Here is a 15,048-nt window from a genome sequence, read left to right on the forward strand (position 1 = left end):
AGGAGTGCGCCGATGCATGCAGCGCTGCAACTGATCCAACGCCGGCACCGGCTGCAGGCCGCCCAGCCCGGGGCGGCGGGCGCGCCCGCCACAGCGCCGGCCGCCATGTTCTCCGCCGTGCCGGGCCGCACGGCCCTGGTGCTCGACTCGCCGCACAGCGGCACCACCTACCCCGGCGACTTCCGCGCCGCCATCGACCTGCCCACGCTGCGCCGCGCCGAGGACACGCACGTCGAGAAGCTCTACGCCTTCGCCCCCGCGCTCGGCGTGGCCTGGGTGGAAGCCCACTTTCCCCGCATCTACCTGGACGCCAACCGCGACACCGCCGAGGTCGATGCGAGCATGTTCGAGGCAGGGTTCGACACCGCTTGGACCGAGCCCGTCACCACCGATCCGGTCGTGCTGCAGAAGGTGCGGCTGGGCAAGGGGCTGATCTGGAAGTTCACCGACGAGGGCGTGCCCATCTACGACCGGCTGCTCTCCGTGGCCGAGGCGCGCGCGCGCATCGACCGCTGCTGGCGCCCCTACCACGCCGCCGTGGCCCGGGCGATCGACGCGGCCCATGCGCGCCACGGCTACAGCATCCACATCAACTGCCACTCCATGCCCGCCGTGGCCGCCAGCCACGCCACGCTGCACCCGGGCCTGCACCATGCGGACTTCGTGATCGGCGACCGCGACGGCAGCACCGCCAGCCCGGCCCTGTCGCAGGCGATCTGCGCTTTCTTGCGCGAGCGCGGCTACAGCGTGGACTACAACCACCCCTACAAGGGCGTGGAGCTGGTGCGCCGCTACGGCCACCCGGCGGCGCACCGCCACAGCATCCAGGTGGAGATCAACCGCAAGCTCTACATGGACGAGCGCACGCTGGCCATCGAGCCGGCCGGGTTCGCGCGGCTGCAGGGCGATCTGCGGGCGATGGTGGAGTGGCTGCTGGCGACCGATCCCCGGCAGTAAAGCGGCATTGACGCGGCATTGACGCGGCAGGGGCGCGCTGCGCTTTTTTGCAAAAGGGCGGGTGGTGCGGCTTGCGCGCGGGGCGCTTCGCATGGCGGTCATTGCGTTCGCATTCCGGGCGGAGCGGGTCTGGCCGACTTCGTAGATTGCGGGTCCCCTGGCCCGTCCTGCGGGCCTGCCCACCCCCCTGCCTGCGACGCGCTTGCCGCGCGTCCGCCCTGCCATGACATCGCTTTTCACCCTGTTCAAACAAGAGCCGCTCACGCACCGCTCCGAAGCCCCGCCTCCCGCTGCGGTGCCATCGCCACCCTTGCGCTCCACGCCTGTCTCTGCCGACACCCACGCGCAGGCGCTGCGATCGCGCGTGGCGGCCGCTGCACCGGGGGCGATACCGCCCCGCGCAGCGTCCTTCGACGCGGTTCGGTGGAAGCAGGAGCTGCAGCGCTGGTGCGACGCCGATCCGCACCGGGCCGTCTCGGGCCACCACGGGCTGTTCGGGCGCCTGCGGGCGCTGGGGCGCAAGGCCGGCGCCGGGAAGGGCGATCACGGCCTGCCGCTTTTAGCGGAACACCGCGAGACGGCGATGCAGCGGTTGCTCGAATGCCATGCGCAAGGCGCCGATGGCCGCACGCTCGACCTGAGCGGGCTGGGACTCTCCAGCCTGCCGCCGGGCCTGGAGCGGCTGGCGCATCTGCAGGCGCTGGACCTGTCGAACAACACCGGCCTGCAATCCCTGCCCGAAGGGCTGGCCGGGTGCCGGAACCTGCGCAGCCTCACGGCCTGCAACGGCTTTGTCAGCCACGTGCCGCCCTCCCTGTTCCAGTTGCCGAACCTCGAAAAACTCGACCTGTCGGCCAACCCTTTTCTCAAGACACTGCCGCAGGCCATGACGCAAGCCCCTCGCCTGCGGGAGCTGCGCGTGCCGCATTGCGACGTGAGCCAACTGCCGCCGGGCATGGCGGACATGCCGGCGCTGCAGACCGTGGATGTGTCGCACAACCGCGGCCTGCACACGCTGCCGCCCGGCCTGCGCGAGAGCCACGTTACTCTTGCACTGCAGGGCACGCCGGCCGCCCTCGTGGACCGTTTGCTGCAGCCCGTGCCATGGACCTCCGAGCAGCGCGCTGCGCTGGAAACCCGTGCGGGACAACTCTCGAGCGACTGGCATGCCTGTCAGCCCTCGCTGCGGGACGGCAGCGCGCCGCGTGCGGCGATGGACAAGGCGCGCAGTGCGCTTTCTCTGGCGTTGCGCATCGACGGCGCGGGCACCGAGGCCGCCTGGGCCGATGCGGACGCGGCCGTGCAGCGTTGGCTGAGCCAAGGACTGCCGATCACGACCGAGCGCCTCCAGGAGATCGGCTGGCGCCTGAACGGCCGCCCCGCCGGCGGGGCCCAGCTGCGGGCGATGGAGTTCCAGCGCATCCCGGCCGATGCGCAGGGCCTCACCGCCAGTCACCTCGACTATCCCCCGGTCCGCGCACTGCCCGGCCATCTCGCGGCGCTGGAAAACTGGCTGGCCCAGGGCGACGCGCCGGCTTCTCCGCTGGCGGCCACGGAGCGGGCCACGCTGCTGTACCGGGCGGTGGAGAGCCTGCGCCCCTTCGAAGAGGGCAATGGCCCGGCCGCGCTGATGGCGATGGACTGGGCCCTGCAGCAGCATGGGTTGCCGCCCGTCGCGCTGGACGCCCAAGCCATGACCGAACAGGTGGCGAAGGACGAGACGGTGGCCGACGGCGCGTTGACCGATGCGGCGGTCTTCGCCTCGGCCCCAGCCGGCGGCGTGCCGCACGCGCTTTTCGACGCCGTGATGCAGGGGATGGACGAGACCCTTCGCATCCTGCTGCCGCGTTGAAATTTCGCATGCGCGGCCAAGGCATCGCATCCGCACCCTGGCACCAGGGGCGGGGTCCGTAGATTGGATACATCCCGTCGCAGTTGGACGGGTTTTGTTCCATCACCAACCCTTTCACCACGCGTTTGCCCGCGTGCCCATGCCATGAACGCGACCACCGACGTCCTTGCCCGCGTACCCCACAGCCCCGGTGCCGAGGGCAGCGCCGCGACCAGCGAGGGCGCATCGGCCTTCCGCTTCCTGCGCCGCCATTACGCAGGCCAGGGTCACGGCGCTGCCCGGGCCGCCGGCCGGGGCGCCGGCGCCGAAACCCCTGAAATGGAGCGCTGGATGCGGGAGCTGCAGGACTGGTGCGATGCCGACCCCAACCTGCCGCCCCCCCGCCAGCAGGGCCTGTGGGCCCGCATGCTGGGCCGCCTGCGCACCTCCGATGCGGACCTGGACGATGACGGCGACAAGGCCGCCACCTTCGCCGAACGCCGCAAGGAGGCCGTCAAGCGCGTGTTGGCCTGCCATGCCCTGGGCGAGGAAGGCTGGCAGCTCGACCTGCGCGTGCTGCGCCTGTCCTCCCTGCCGCCGGGGCTGGACCGGCTGCGGTATCTCAAGCACCTGGACGTCTCCGACAACACCGGCTTTCACCGCCTGCCCGAAACCCTGGCGCTGTGCCGGGGGCTGCGCACCCTCACGGCCCGCAACTGCTTCGTCACCGAAGTGCCGCAGGCGCTGGCCTGGCTGCAGCACCTCGAAATGCTGGACCTGTCGGCCAACTTCAGCCTGCGCGAGCTGCCCGATTCGCTGGCGCAGGCGCCGCGGCTGGCGACCGTGATCCTCACGCATTGCGGCCTGCAGAACGTGCCCGAGGCCATGGCCCGCATGCCCGTGCTGCAACTGCTGGACCTGTCGCACAACCTGCAGCTGCACAACGTGCCCGCCGCCGTGCGCGACCATCCCGCCGTGGATCTGACGGGCACGCCCGTGGCGCTGCTGTCCAACCTGCTGCAGGCGCCCCGCTGGAACCCGCCGCAACAGGCGCGCCTGGCCGCGCGGCTGGACGGTGTGGCCGTCGGCTGGCAGGAATGCCTGGGCGTGCTGCGCAAGAACGAGGGCCTGCGGGCCGAGGTGAACGCCTGGCGCAGCGGCCTGTCGCTCGTGCTGCGCACCGATGGCGTGGGCACGGAAGACGCCTGGGCCGATGCCGCTCAGGCCGTGGGCACCTGGCTGCACGCGGGCCAGTCCATCACGCCCGAACGCCTGCTGGAGATCGGCTGGCGCCTGAACGGCTGCCCAGGTGGCGGTCCCCGGGCGCGCACCCGCGAATTCCAGCGGCTGGCCGCCGGCACTTCGGGCTCCACCGTCTTCGGCGACCCGGGCGTGCTCGCGCCCAGCTTCCTCACGCCGGGTGCGGGCGATCAGCGTGCCTACCCCATGGCGGCGTCGCTGACGCGCCACCTGGAAACGCTGGCCGCGTGGATTTCACCGGCCGATGCGGTCTATCCCGCGCTGACCCGCCTGGAGGCGGTGGAGCGGGCCGCGCGCCTGTACCAGGCCCTGGTCAGCTTGCGCCCCTTCGATGAAGGCAACGGCCCGGCCGCGCTCATGGCCATGGACTGGGCGCTGCAGCAGCATGGCCTGCCGCCCGTGGTGCTGGAGGAATCGGTGCTGAGCCAGGCCATCGTGTTCGCCGAAGACCTGCCCGCCGAAGGCCCGAATGCCCTGGTGAGCGCCCTGGTCGAGGGCATGGAAGAGCTGGTGCAGACGCTGTGCCCGGGCAGTCTGCGGCTGCTGGCCTGATCCTGCAGGAGGGCGGCGCGCCTCTGGTCAGCCGCAGGCGCGAAACGCCCGGCTGGCCAGCAGGCCGCGCAGTTGCCCTTCCACCTGCGTGCGCAGGGCCGCAGTGGCAGCCGGCAGTCGCAGCACGTAGCCCGTGGCGTCGGTGCGCTCCTGCACCACGCGGGCGGTGCGCACGCCCTGCGTGCCCAGCGTCGCCAATGCGCGCTCGGCGGCTTCTTCGGTGGAAAAGCGGCCCAACGACAGGCCCGGCTCCAGCGCGGCACCCGGCCGGTCGTACGGCACCTTGCGGGCGCGTAGCTCGGCGCGTTTTTTCTCCAGCGTGTCTTCGTCCGTGAAGCGGCCCATATAGACCATCCAGCGCCCGGTGAGCGAGATCGGCTCCAGCGTCCAGCTGCCTGCCGGCAGGCTGGCCGTGGCCGCGCGCAGCGCATCGAGCTGCCCTTTTTCGAATGTGCCTGCCTGCAGGCAGGGCGCGGGCTCGGCGGCCGCCACGGCCACGGCCGGCGCGGCTTCGCTTGTGTTGGCGGCGGGGGCCGATGCCGATGCCGGCGCCGGCGGGGTGGCCGGGGCGGCGGGCGCATCGCCAGCGCTTGCGTTGCCGGGCGCTGCGTTGTTGCCGTTGTTGCTCCCGCCATTGGCGCGGCCGACGCGCAGGTTCTCGGGCTGGATCTGCTGCTCCAGGCGTTGCGGCTCCGATTGTTCGGGCGGCGCCCACCCCCACGAGCGCAGCAGCCCCTGCGCCCACGCGTAGTAGCCGGCATTGGCCAGCAGCAAAACCAGAACGGCGGCGCGCAGCATGGGGTGGCCTTCTCGGTCAGTTCTGCGCCGAGGGGCCAGCGGCGGGCCGCACGCTGATCTCGGAGCTGGTCACGGCCTGCATGCCCTGCGCGGTGTGCACCAGCAGCGCGCCATCCTCGCCCACGCCATGGGCCGTGCCCGTGGTGCCATCGCTCAGCGTCACGGCGCGGCCGCTCAGCACGTCGCGCTGGTGGAACCGGGCCTGCACCGGCGCAAAGCCGTAGGCCTCGAACGATTGCAGCATGGCGACCAGCGGCGCGGCGATGCGCTGCAGCGCCGTGGGCGCATCCAGGCCGGGCTCCACGTCCTGCAGGCTGCCGGGCGGGGTGTTCATGCCGTCGGCCTGCGGCGGCTGGACGTTGATGCCGATGCCGGCCACCACGTAGCGCGTGGCGGGGGCTGCGCGCTCTTCCCAGCCGGGCGCGACGATGCTCGCCGTCTCCACCAGGATGCCGGCCAGCTTGCGGTCGCCGTCCAGCCACAGGTCGTTGGGCCATTTGAGGCCGATGCGCGCGGCACCCGCCAGCGGCGTGGGCTGCAGGCTCTCGGCCACGCTCACCCCCACGGCGAGCGACAGGCCCGACCAGTCGGCCGGCGCCAGCGGCATGCCCAGCGAGAACATGAGCGCATCGCCCACCGCGCCACGCCAGGGCCGGCCCAGCCGCCCGCGGCCGGCGGTCTGCAGCTCGGCCACGAGCAGGGTGGGCTCGGCCAGGCCCGCGCGGGCGCGGCGCATGAGTTCGGTGTTGGTGGAGTCGATGCTCGGCAGCACCTCGACGGTGAAGCCCGGCAGCAGGGGGGCTACGGCTTCCCAGATGGCCTCGGCGGGCCAGCGGATCGGGGGGGCGAGGGAGCGGCCGGTCACCGGCGGGGGCTCCGCGCCTTGCGGGCCGGCGGGGGCGGCGCAGCGGTTTCGGTGGCGGGCGATGCCTTGGCCTTGCGGGCGGCCTGGCCGCGCTTCGCTTCTTTGGGAGCCTTGCCCGCCTTGGCCGGTTTTTCAGGCGCCATGCCCGGCGGCGCCCAGCCGCGCTTGGGCGCCAGCAGCGTGCCGCGGCAGTTGGCGCTGCCGCACCAGCAGGGGTATTCGGCCTTGAGTTGGGGGGTGTAGCGCTCTTCGATGATCAGGCCGTAGTCGTAGTTCAGCTCGTCGCCCGCGGCGATGTTGCGCAAGGCGGTGATGAAGATGCGGCCGCCGCGCTCGTCGGCGAAGCAGTTGGGGTCGCAGCTGTGGTTGATCCACCGCGACGAATTGCCGCCGAACTTTGCGTCGATCACGTGGTCTTCATCCACATGGAAGTAAAAGGTATGGTTGGGCTGCGCGGGATCGTGCGGGTGCCGGTCCTGGGCCTCCTGCCAGCTGATGACCTCGCCCGTGTACTCGATGAGCACCTCGCCTTCGGCGATATCCTGCACGGCGAAGACGCCCTTGCCATGCACGCCCGAGCGCCGGGTCTGGAGGCGCCGCCCCGGTGCGGACGGGGGGGCGGCGGGCGATGCGGTGCGGGGCATGGCAAAACTCTGTTAGTTTGAATAGGCACACAGGCGCGTGCGCGTGTACGCGTGTGAGAAGCGGATTGTAGAAGCGCCTTTCAACGGCGAAACCCACAACATGACCAAGACACTGGTAATTGCAGAAAAACCCTCGGTGGCCCAGGACATCGTGCGCGCGCTCACCCCCGTGGCGGGCAAGTTCGACAAGCACGAGGACCACTTCGAGAACGACCGCTACGTGGTCACCAGCGCGGTGGGCCACCTGGTGGAGATCCAGGCGCCCGAGGAATTCGACGTCAAGCGCGGCAAGTGGAGCTTCGCCCACCTGCCCGTGATCCCGCCGTATTTCGACCTCAAGCCGGTGGACAAGACCAAGAGCCGCCTGTCGGCCGTGGTGCGCCAGGCCAAGCGCAAGGACGTCACCCAGCTCATCAACGCCTGCGACGCGGGCCGCGAGGGCGAGCTGATCTTTCGGCTGATCGAGCAATACGCCGGCGGCTCCAAGCCCGACGGCAAGGGCCTGGGCAAGCCGGTCAAGCGGCTGTGGCTGCAGTCCATGACCCCGCAGGCCATCCGCGACGGCTTCGAATCGCTGCGCTCCGAGCAGCAGATGCAGGGCCTGGCCCATGCGGCGCGCAGCCGCTCCGAGGCCGACTGGCTGGTGGGCATCAACGGCACGCGGGCCATGACGGCCTTCAACTCGCGCGACGGCGGGTTCTTCCTCACCACCGTCGGCCGGGTGCAGACGCCCACGCTGTCGCTGGTGGTCGAGCGCGAGGAAAAGATCCGCAAGTTCGTGAGCCGCGACTATTGGGAAGTGCACGCGGGCTTCCATGCCGAGGCGGGCGAGTACCTGGGCAAGTGGTTCAACCCCCAGTGGAAGAAGAGCGAAGACCCCGAGGCCAAGGCCGACCGGCTCTGGAACCATGCCGACGCCGTGGCCATCGCCGATGCCGTGCGCGGCAAGGCGGCCACCGTCACCGAGGAATCCAAGCCCACCTCGCAGTCATCGCCCCTGCTGTTCGACCTGACCAGCCTGCAGCGCGAGGCCAACGGCAAGTTCGGCTTCAGCGCCAAGACCACGCTGGCCCTGGCGCAAAGCCTGTACGAGCGCCACAAGGCCCTGACCTACCCGCGGACCGACTCGCGCGCGCTGCCCGAGGACTACCTGCCCGTGGCGCGAGACACCTTCGGCATGCTGGCCACGAGCGGCATGCGCCACCTGGCGCCCTTCGCCAGCCAAGCGCTGGACGGCAACTATGTGAAGCCGACCAAGCGCATCTTCGACAACAGCAAGGTCAGCGATCACTTTGCCATCATCCCCACGCTGCAGGCCCCGAGCGGCCTGTCCGAGGCCGAGCAGAAGCTGTACGACCTGGTGGTGCGCCGCTTCATGGCCGTGTTCTTCCCGAGCGCGGAATACATGGTCACCACGCGGGTGAGCCAGGTGGTCAACCACAGCTTCAAGACCGAAGGCAAAGTGCTGGTGCGGCCCGGCTGGCTGGCCATCTACGGCAAGGAGGCGGCCGACGAAGTGGAGGGCGCCAAGGAAGGCGACAAGGGCCAGAACCTCGTGCCGGTCAAGCCCGGCGAGATGGTGCGCACCGACTTCGTGGAGCCCAAGGGCCTCAAGACCAAGCCGCCCGCGCGCTACTCCGAAGCCACGCTGCTGGGCGCCATGGAAAGCGCCGGCAAGCAGATCGACGACGAAGAGCTGCGCTCGGCCATGCAGGAAAAGGGCCTGGGCACCCCCGCCACGCGCGCGGCCATCATCGAAGGGCTGCTGACCGAAAAGTACATGCTGCGCGAAGGCCGCGAGCTGATCCCCACCGCCAAGGCCTTCCAGCTCATGACCTTGCTGCGCGGGCTGGAGGTCGAGGAACTGTGCCGCGCCGACCTCACGGGCGACTGGGAGTTCAAGCTCTCGCAGATGGAAAAGGGCCTGCTCAGCCGCGAGGCCTTCATGGCCGACATCGCCCGGATGACCGAGCGCATGGTCAAGAAGGCCAAGGAATACGACCGCGACACCATTCCCGGCGACTACGCCACGCTCTCGGCGCCGTGCCCCAACTGCGGCGGCGTGGTGAAAGAGAACTACCGCCGCTACGCCTGCGTGGGCAAGGCCGGCGACGGCTCGGACGCCTGCGGCTTCTCGTTCGGCAAGTCGCCGGCGGGCCGCACCTTCGAGACCGCCGAGGCCGACCAGCTGCTGCGCGACAAGAAGATCGGCCCGCTGGAGGGCTTTCGCTCCAAGGCCGGCTGGCCCTTCACGGCCGAGGTGGGCATCGTCTATGACGATGATGCCCACAACTACAAGCTGGAGTTCGACTTCGGCGACGACAAGAACGCCGAGGAATCGGGCGAGCTGGTCGATTTCTCGGAGCAGGAAAGCCTGGGCGCCTGCCCGGTGTGCGGCGCGCCCGTGTACGAGCATGGCAGCAACTACGTGTGCAGCAAGGCCTTGCCCACGGCGGCGCAGCCCACGCCCAGTTGCACCTTCAAGAGCGGCAAGATCATCCTGCAGCAACCCGTGGAGCGCGCGCAGATGAGCAAGCTGCTGGCCACCGGCAAGACCGACCTGCTCGACAAGTTCGTGAGCATGCGCACGCGCCGCGCATTCAAGGCGTTCCTGGCCTGGGACAAGGAGGCCGGCAAGGTCAACTTCGAGTTCGAGCAGCGCGAAAGCAAGTTTCCGCCACGCAAGACGTTTGCTGCAAAAACAGGAGCAGGCGCGGCAACCAAGACGGCGGCAGCGGCCAAGAAGGCTGCAAAGCCTGCCGCCAAGACCGCTGCCAAAGCCGCCGCCAAGAAGGCCCCGGCCGCCCCCAAGGCGCCGCGCAAGCCCGCGGCCGGCAAGGCCCCCAGCGCCGCACTGGCCGCGGTGATCGGGCCGGAGCCGGTCGCCCGGCCCGAGGCCGTGAAGAAGATGTGGGACTACATCAAGGCCAACGGCCTGCAGGACGCCACCAACAAGCGCGCCATCAACGCCGACGCCAAGCTGCGCCCCGTGTTCGGCAAGGACCAGGTCACCATGTTCGAGCTGGCTGGCATCCTGGGCAAGCACCTGGGGGGCGAGGCATGAACGCGCTCTCACGCTGCCTGGCGGCCCTGGCCTTCGTGGGCCTGTTGGCCGGCTGCGCGGGCGGCGCGCCGTCCGAGGCGCCCGCGCGCGGCACGCACGGCATCGGCGGGCAGGGCTCGAACGGTGTCACCGTCTTCGGCGAAATCGACGTGAGCGCCGAGCGCCGGCGTTGAGGCCTTCGCGCCCTGCGCCCGCGCCGGGCCCTGCCTGAAAAGAATCCCTTGGCGACCACGCACACTACCGTTCCCCTTTTCCAGGCCAAGCAGATCGACCCCACGGCCGAGCAGCTGGCGATCCAGCAGTCCGCCGAGCGCACGCTGGTCATCGAGGCCAATGCCGGCGCGGCCAAAACCACCACGCTCGCCCTGCGCATGGGGCAGGCCTGGGCGCGCGGCGTGGCGCCCGAGCGCTGCCTGGCCCTCACGCACACCGCCACCGCCTGCCAGGCGCTGCACGCCGCGCTGCGCAAGGTCGGCGTGCCCGCGCCCGTGGCGCAGCGCTTTCGCATCGCCACGTTCGACGCCTTCTGCGCCGAAATGCTGGCCGACCAGTACGAAGCCCCCGTGGCGCACCACCGCCACCTGGAGGAGCTGCGCCCCTTCGTCTGGCAGGCCGTGCAGCGCGTGGAAGACAACGAGCACGAGCGCTGGCGCGACGAGCTGCTGCTGCCCACGCTGGGCGATGCCGGCTTCGTGGAGGAGTTCCTGGCGACCAGCGTGTGGCTCAAGGGCACGATGAAGGACGAGCTGGAGCGCGAGGGCGGCCCGGCCTCGCCCGATCACGCAGCCGCCATCGGCGTGGGCTACACGCAGCTCAAGGTGTTCCTGGCCTACGAGCGCATCCGCCGGCGCGAGCTGGCCGACGAGCCGCTGTTCCGTGGCCCGTTCGATGCCACCTACGACCTGGCCCGGCGCCTGCACGGCGGCGACACCGCGGCCAGCCTGCCACGCTGGCCGCGCGGCGTGCAGGCCGTGCTGGTCGATGAAATGCACGACATGAACGAGGCCGCATTCCGCGTGCTGCGCGAGCTGCTGGACACCACGCAGTGCACCTTCTGCGGCGTGGGCGACCGCGACCAGGTCATCTACGGCGCCCACGGGGCCGATGCCGCCTTCATGGGCGATGCCATCACCGAGCACACCGGCCGCCCCGTGGCGCGCCTGCGGCTCACGCCCAGCCACCGCTTCGGCAAGAAGCTCGCGGCCAAGGCCGGGCGGCTGGCGGCCAAGCCCTACGACTCGCTCGCCGGGCACGACACCGCGGTGGAACTGCGGCCCTACGACGATGCCGCCCACTGCGTGGACTTGGTCGCGCAGGCGGCCCAGCAGTGGCGCGCCCGGCCCCGCGCCCGCATGGCGGGCTTTGCCGTGCTGCTGCGCCACTCCAACCAGTCGGTGGGCATCGAGAACCGGCTGCTGGCCGACAACGTGCCCTACACCGTGAGCGGCTTCGACAGCTACCTGCTGCGGCCCGAGGTGCTGCTGGTGCGCGGCCTGCTGGCCGTGGCCACCGACAACTTCGACAGCGTGTCCGAGCCGCGCACGCGCGACAAGCTCATGCGGGCGCTGGTGTTCTTCTGCGGCGCGCGCATCGTCGTGGCCGGGCGCGAGCACGAGTCGCAGCAGGCCCTGCTGGAAGACGCCATCCGCAGCGTGACCGACAACCCGCTGTTTTTGCAGAACTTCTTCACCCACCAGATCGTGGCCAACGTCGAGCCCGCCATGCAGCGGCGCCTGCGCAAGGCCCTGGAGGTGGCGCGCGAGGCGGGCGGCCAGGACACCCTGCCGCGCCTGCTGCAGGCCCTGCAGATCGACGCCGTGATCCGCGAGGTGTTCGTCTCGCGCCAGCGGCGCGATGACGCTCTCGCCAATCTGGCCGGCCTGTGCGAGGCGGCCAAAGGGTTCGCCAGCGCGCGCGAGTATTTCCTGCACCTGAACCGCGCCGAGCAGCGCCAGCGCGAGCTGCGCAGCACCGCCAGCCTGGTCCTTGCCAACATCGAGGACGTGAAGGGCCTGGAGTTCGACCACGTGGTGATCCCGTTCCTGGAGCAGGGCGTGTTCCCCGTGCCGCAGGCGCCCTACGCGCAGGAGAAGAACACCCTCTACGTCGGCATGACCCGGGCGCGCCAGCAGCTGACGCTGCTGTGCCACCGCATGCGGCCCGGCGCCTTTCTGGAGCCGCTGGGATATGCCGCGTCGGCCTGACGACCGCACCCCGGCCTCTTTCTTTTCAAACCACGCGAGCGACACCACCATGCAACTGTCCGAACAATGGGTCCTGGTCACCGGCGGCGCCCGGGGCCTGGGCGAATCGATCACCCGGGCGCTGGCGCGCGAAGGCGCCGGCGTGGTCATCAACTACCTCGCCAGCGACACGGCCGCCCGCGCCCTGGCCGAAGAACTGGGCCCGCGCGCCATCGCCCTGCAGGCCGACGTGACCGATGCCGCCGCCGTGCAGCGCCTGTTCGCCCAGGCGCAGGAGCGCACCGGCCAGCCCGTCAGCGCGGTGGTCAACAACGCGCTCGCGCAGTTCCGCTTCGACGGCGACGCGCGCCCGCAGATCGGCGACATCGCCTGGGAGCGCTTTCAGCAGCAGATCGACGGTGCCGTGAAGGGCGCGCTGAACACCCTGCAGGCCGCGCTGCCCGCCATGCGCGCGCAGGGCTTCGGGCGCATCGTGAACGTGGGCACCAACCTGTTCCAGAACCCCGTGGTGCCCTACCACGACTACACCGCCGCCAAGGCCGCGCTGCTGTCGCTCACCCGCACGGCGGCCAACGACCTGGGGCCGCACGGCATCACGGTGAACATGGTGTCGGGCGGGCTGCTGCGCACCACCGACGCCAGCCGCGCCACACCCGAAGCGGTGTTCGACCTCATCGCCGGCATGACCCCGCTGCGCCGCGTGACCACGCCGGCCGAGTTCGCCGACGCGGTGCTGTTCTTCCTCTCGCCCTGGTCGCGCGCCGTGACCGGGCAGAACCTCATCGTGGACAGCGGTCTGGTGAAGGGCTGAACGGCGCAGGGGTTACTGCGCGCGGCGCCTGCGCCGCGGCCGGCCCCGGGGGTCTAATGAACCGGAACGCTCATCGCTCCATCCCCGTTCGGCCACCCCTGCCGCTCCCCGGCGGCCCGCAAAACCATGACGACGCAACCCCCTGCTTCATCCGCTTCCTCCGCCGCTCCGGCCATCACCCACCCCATCGCCGCCAAGTGGCCGGCGAGCCACCCCGAGCGGCTGCAGCTGTATTCGCTGCCCACGCCCAACGGCGTGAAGGTCTCCATCCTGCTGGAAGAATTGGGCCTGCCGTACGAGCCGCACCTGGTGCGCTTCGACACCAACGACCAGCTCTCGCCCGAGTTCCTTGCGCTCAACCCCAACAACAAGATCCCCGCCATCCTCGACCCCGATGGGCCGGGCGGGCGGCCGCTGGCGCTGTTCGAGTCGGGCGCCATCCTGGTCTATCTGGCCGATAAGACCGGCCGCTTCCTGCCGCAGGACCCGGCCGCGCGCTACGAGGCCCTGCAGTGGGTCATGTGGCAGATGGGCGGTGTCGGCCCCATGTTCGGCCAGCTCGGGTTCTTCCATAAATTTGCCGGCAAGGACTACGAGGACAAGCGCCCGCGCGACCGCTACGTGGCCGAGTCCAAGCGCCTGCTGGGCGTGCTGGAGCAGCGCCTGGCCGGGCGCGACTGGATCATGGGCGACGACTACTCCATCGCCGACATCGCCGTCTTTCCGTGGGTGCGCAACCTCGTCGGCTTCTACGAGGCGCGCGAGCTGGTGGGCTTTGGCGACTTCCCGCAGGTGCAGCGCGTGCTGGATGCCTTCGTGGCCCGGCCCGCCGTGGCGCGCGGACTGGAGATTCCGCAGCGCGGGTAACCTGCGCGGGGCAAGGCGCGGCGGCCCGCCGGCAGGGTGGCCGCACGCGCTTGCCGCCCCGGCGTCGCCCGCCTGTCACGGACATGCCACGGGTTTGCCATGCGGCACTTCTAGAGTGCGGCCTTCGCTCCATCGACCCTGTCGAAACAAGAAAGAAAGACGCTCCCATGAAACGCACCTCCCTGCTGGCCGCCGCGCTGTGCCTGTCCGCGCTCTCCCTCACCGCCTGCGGCGGCAACGACGACGCGCCGCCCGCCCAGCCCCAGGTCATCGCCCACCGCGGCGCCAGCGGCTACCTGCCCGAGCACACCCTGGCCGGCTATGAGCTGGCCATTCGCATGGGTGCCGATTACATCGAGCCCGACCTGCAGATCACCAAGGACGGCGCCCTCGTCGCCATCCACGACGACACGCTCAACCGCACCACCAACGTGGCCACGCTGTTCGCCCAGCGCAACGGCGGCTACAAGGTGGCCGACTTCACCCTGGCCGAAATCCGCACCCTGACCGTGGTGCCCACCGGCACCGGCAAGACCAGCTACCCCGGCTTCACACCCAGCGCCACCACCTTCCAGGTGCCTACCTTCCAGGAAGTGGTGGACTTCGCCAAGAAGCAATCCACCGCCCTGGGCCGCGAAGTGGGCCTGTACCCCGAGGCCAAGCAGGCCGACCCGGTAATGGAAGACGGCATCCTCAAAACCCTGAAAGACAACGGCTACAACGCCGACAGCAAGGTCTATATCCAGTCGTTCAGCGACGCCACGCTGCGCAGCCTGCGCACCAAGCAGACCGCGCAGAACAACAAGATGCCGCTCATCCTGCTGGGCGTGGCCGCCAAGGCCGCCGACGGCACGCCGCGCATGGGCGTCATTTCCGGCAGCACCGTCACGCAGCTCACCTTCAAGGAAGTGGCCGGCTTCACCGAAGGCATCGGCGTGGTCATCAACACCGCCGCGTACCCCATCACCAAGGACTACATCGACCAGGCCCACGCCGCCGGCCTCAAGGTGCACGGCTGGACCTTCGCCCAGGCCAACGCCGCCACGGCCGCCACCGAGTTCCGCAGCTATCTGGACATGGGCATGGACGGCATGTTCGCCAACTACCCGGACCTGGCGGTGGCGGCGCGCAATGCGTTCGTGAACAAGTAAGCCAGTCCGTTCCCTAGGCAGGCGACCGCCGGCAGCGCTGCCTG

General features: G+C 70.4%; 12 protein-coding genes. 9 read left to right on the top strand and 3 right to left on the bottom strand.

What is annotated here, in order from left to right:
* Positions 1–12: 12 nt before the first annotated feature.
* The 3 genes from M5C98_RS01045 to xopAC (M5C98_RS01055) all read left to right on the top strand — a co-directional run bounded on the left by M5C98_RS01045 (position 13) and on the right by xopAC (M5C98_RS01055) (position 4,600).
* A complete protein-coding gene (locus M5C98_RS01045) occupies positions 13–957 on the top strand; it encodes an N-formylglutamate amidohydrolase (RefSeq protein ID WP_272550459.1) in 945 nt (314 codons plus the stop codon).
* A gap of 223 nt (positions 958–1,180) precedes the next feature.
* Positions 1,181–2,809 carry a XopAC/AvrAC family type III secretion system effector gene (xopAC, locus tag M5C98_RS01050; RefSeq protein WP_272550460.1) on the top strand — a complete coding sequence of 543 codons (1,629 nt, stop codon included), beginning with the start codon at positions 1,181–1,183 and terminating at the stop codon, positions 2,807–2,809.
* Between the two features lie 144 nt (positions 2,810–2,953).
* A complete protein-coding gene (gene xopAC / locus M5C98_RS01055; RefSeq protein WP_272550461.1) occupies positions 2,954–4,600 on the top strand; it encodes a XopAC/AvrAC family type III secretion system effector in 1,647 nt (548 codons plus the stop codon).
* 27 nt (positions 4,601–4,627) lie between these two features.
* Here xopAC (M5C98_RS01055) and M5C98_RS01060 read toward each other — a convergent pair whose 3' ends face one another.
* The 3 genes from M5C98_RS01060 to M5C98_RS01070 are packed head-to-tail and all read right to left on the bottom strand — an operon-like array spanning position 4,628 to position 6,907.
* Positions 4,628–5,398: an SPOR domain-containing protein gene (locus tag M5C98_RS01060; protein WP_272550462.1), complete on the bottom strand. Its 771-nt coding sequence runs from the start codon at positions 5,396–5,398 to the stop codon at positions 4,628–4,630.
* Positions 5,399–5,414: 16 nt separating this feature from the next.
* Positions 5,415–6,263: a biotin--[acetyl-CoA-carboxylase] ligase gene (locus M5C98_RS01065; protein WP_272550463.1), complete on the bottom strand. Its 849-nt coding sequence runs from the start codon at positions 6,261–6,263 to the stop codon at positions 5,415–5,417.
* Entirely contained in the window at positions 6,260–6,907 is a 648-nt protein-coding gene (locus tag M5C98_RS01070; RefSeq protein WP_272550465.1) for an SET domain-containing protein, read from the bottom strand. The genes M5C98_RS01065 and M5C98_RS01070 overlap by 4 nt, the downstream gene beginning before the upstream one ends.
* 100 nt (positions 6,908–7,007) lie before the next feature.
* Between M5C98_RS01070 and M5C98_RS01075 the strand changes: the two genes are divergently transcribed.
* The 6 genes from M5C98_RS01075 (at position 7,008) to M5C98_RS01100 (ending at position 15,004) form a co-directional block, all read left to right on the top strand.
* On the top strand, positions 7,008–9,971 hold the full coding sequence (locus M5C98_RS01075; protein WP_272550467.1) for a DNA topoisomerase III: 2,964 nt from the start codon (positions 7,008–7,010) through the stop codon (positions 9,969–9,971).
* Complete coding sequence (locus M5C98_RS01080) at positions 9,968–10,144, top strand: hypothetical protein (RefSeq protein WP_272550469.1); 177 nt, start codon at positions 9,968–9,970, stop codon at positions 10,142–10,144. Before M5C98_RS01075 ends, M5C98_RS01080 begins: the two co-directional genes overlap by 4 nt.
* 48 nt (positions 10,145–10,192) lie before the next feature.
* On the top strand, positions 10,193–12,175 hold the full coding sequence (locus M5C98_RS01085) for a UvrD-helicase domain-containing protein (RefSeq protein WP_272550470.1): 1,983 nt from the start codon (positions 10,193–10,195) through the stop codon (positions 12,173–12,175).
* Between the two features lie 49 nt (positions 12,176–12,224).
* On the top strand, positions 12,225–12,986 hold the full coding sequence (locus tag M5C98_RS01090; protein WP_272550471.1) for a 3-oxoacyl-ACP reductase: 762 nt from the start codon (positions 12,225–12,227) through the stop codon (positions 12,984–12,986).
* A 126-nt stretch (positions 12,987–13,112) separates the two neighbouring features.
* Positions 13,113–13,853 (top strand): glutathione S-transferase N-terminal domain-containing protein, encoded by a 741-nt coding sequence (locus M5C98_RS01095; RefSeq protein WP_272550473.1) that lies wholly within the window; start codon positions 13,113–13,115, stop codon positions 13,851–13,853.
* 167 nt (positions 13,854–14,020) lie between these two features.
* A complete protein-coding gene (locus M5C98_RS01100) occupies positions 14,021–15,004 on the top strand; it encodes a glycerophosphodiester phosphodiesterase family protein (protein WP_272550474.1) in 984 nt (327 codons plus the stop codon).
* Positions 15,005–15,048: the final 44 nt, after the last annotated feature.

This window comes from Acidovorax sp. NCPPB 3576, assembly GCF_028473605.1.
Taxonomy (GTDB): Bacteria; Pseudomonadota; Gammaproteobacteria; order Burkholderiales; family Burkholderiaceae_C; genus Paracidovorax.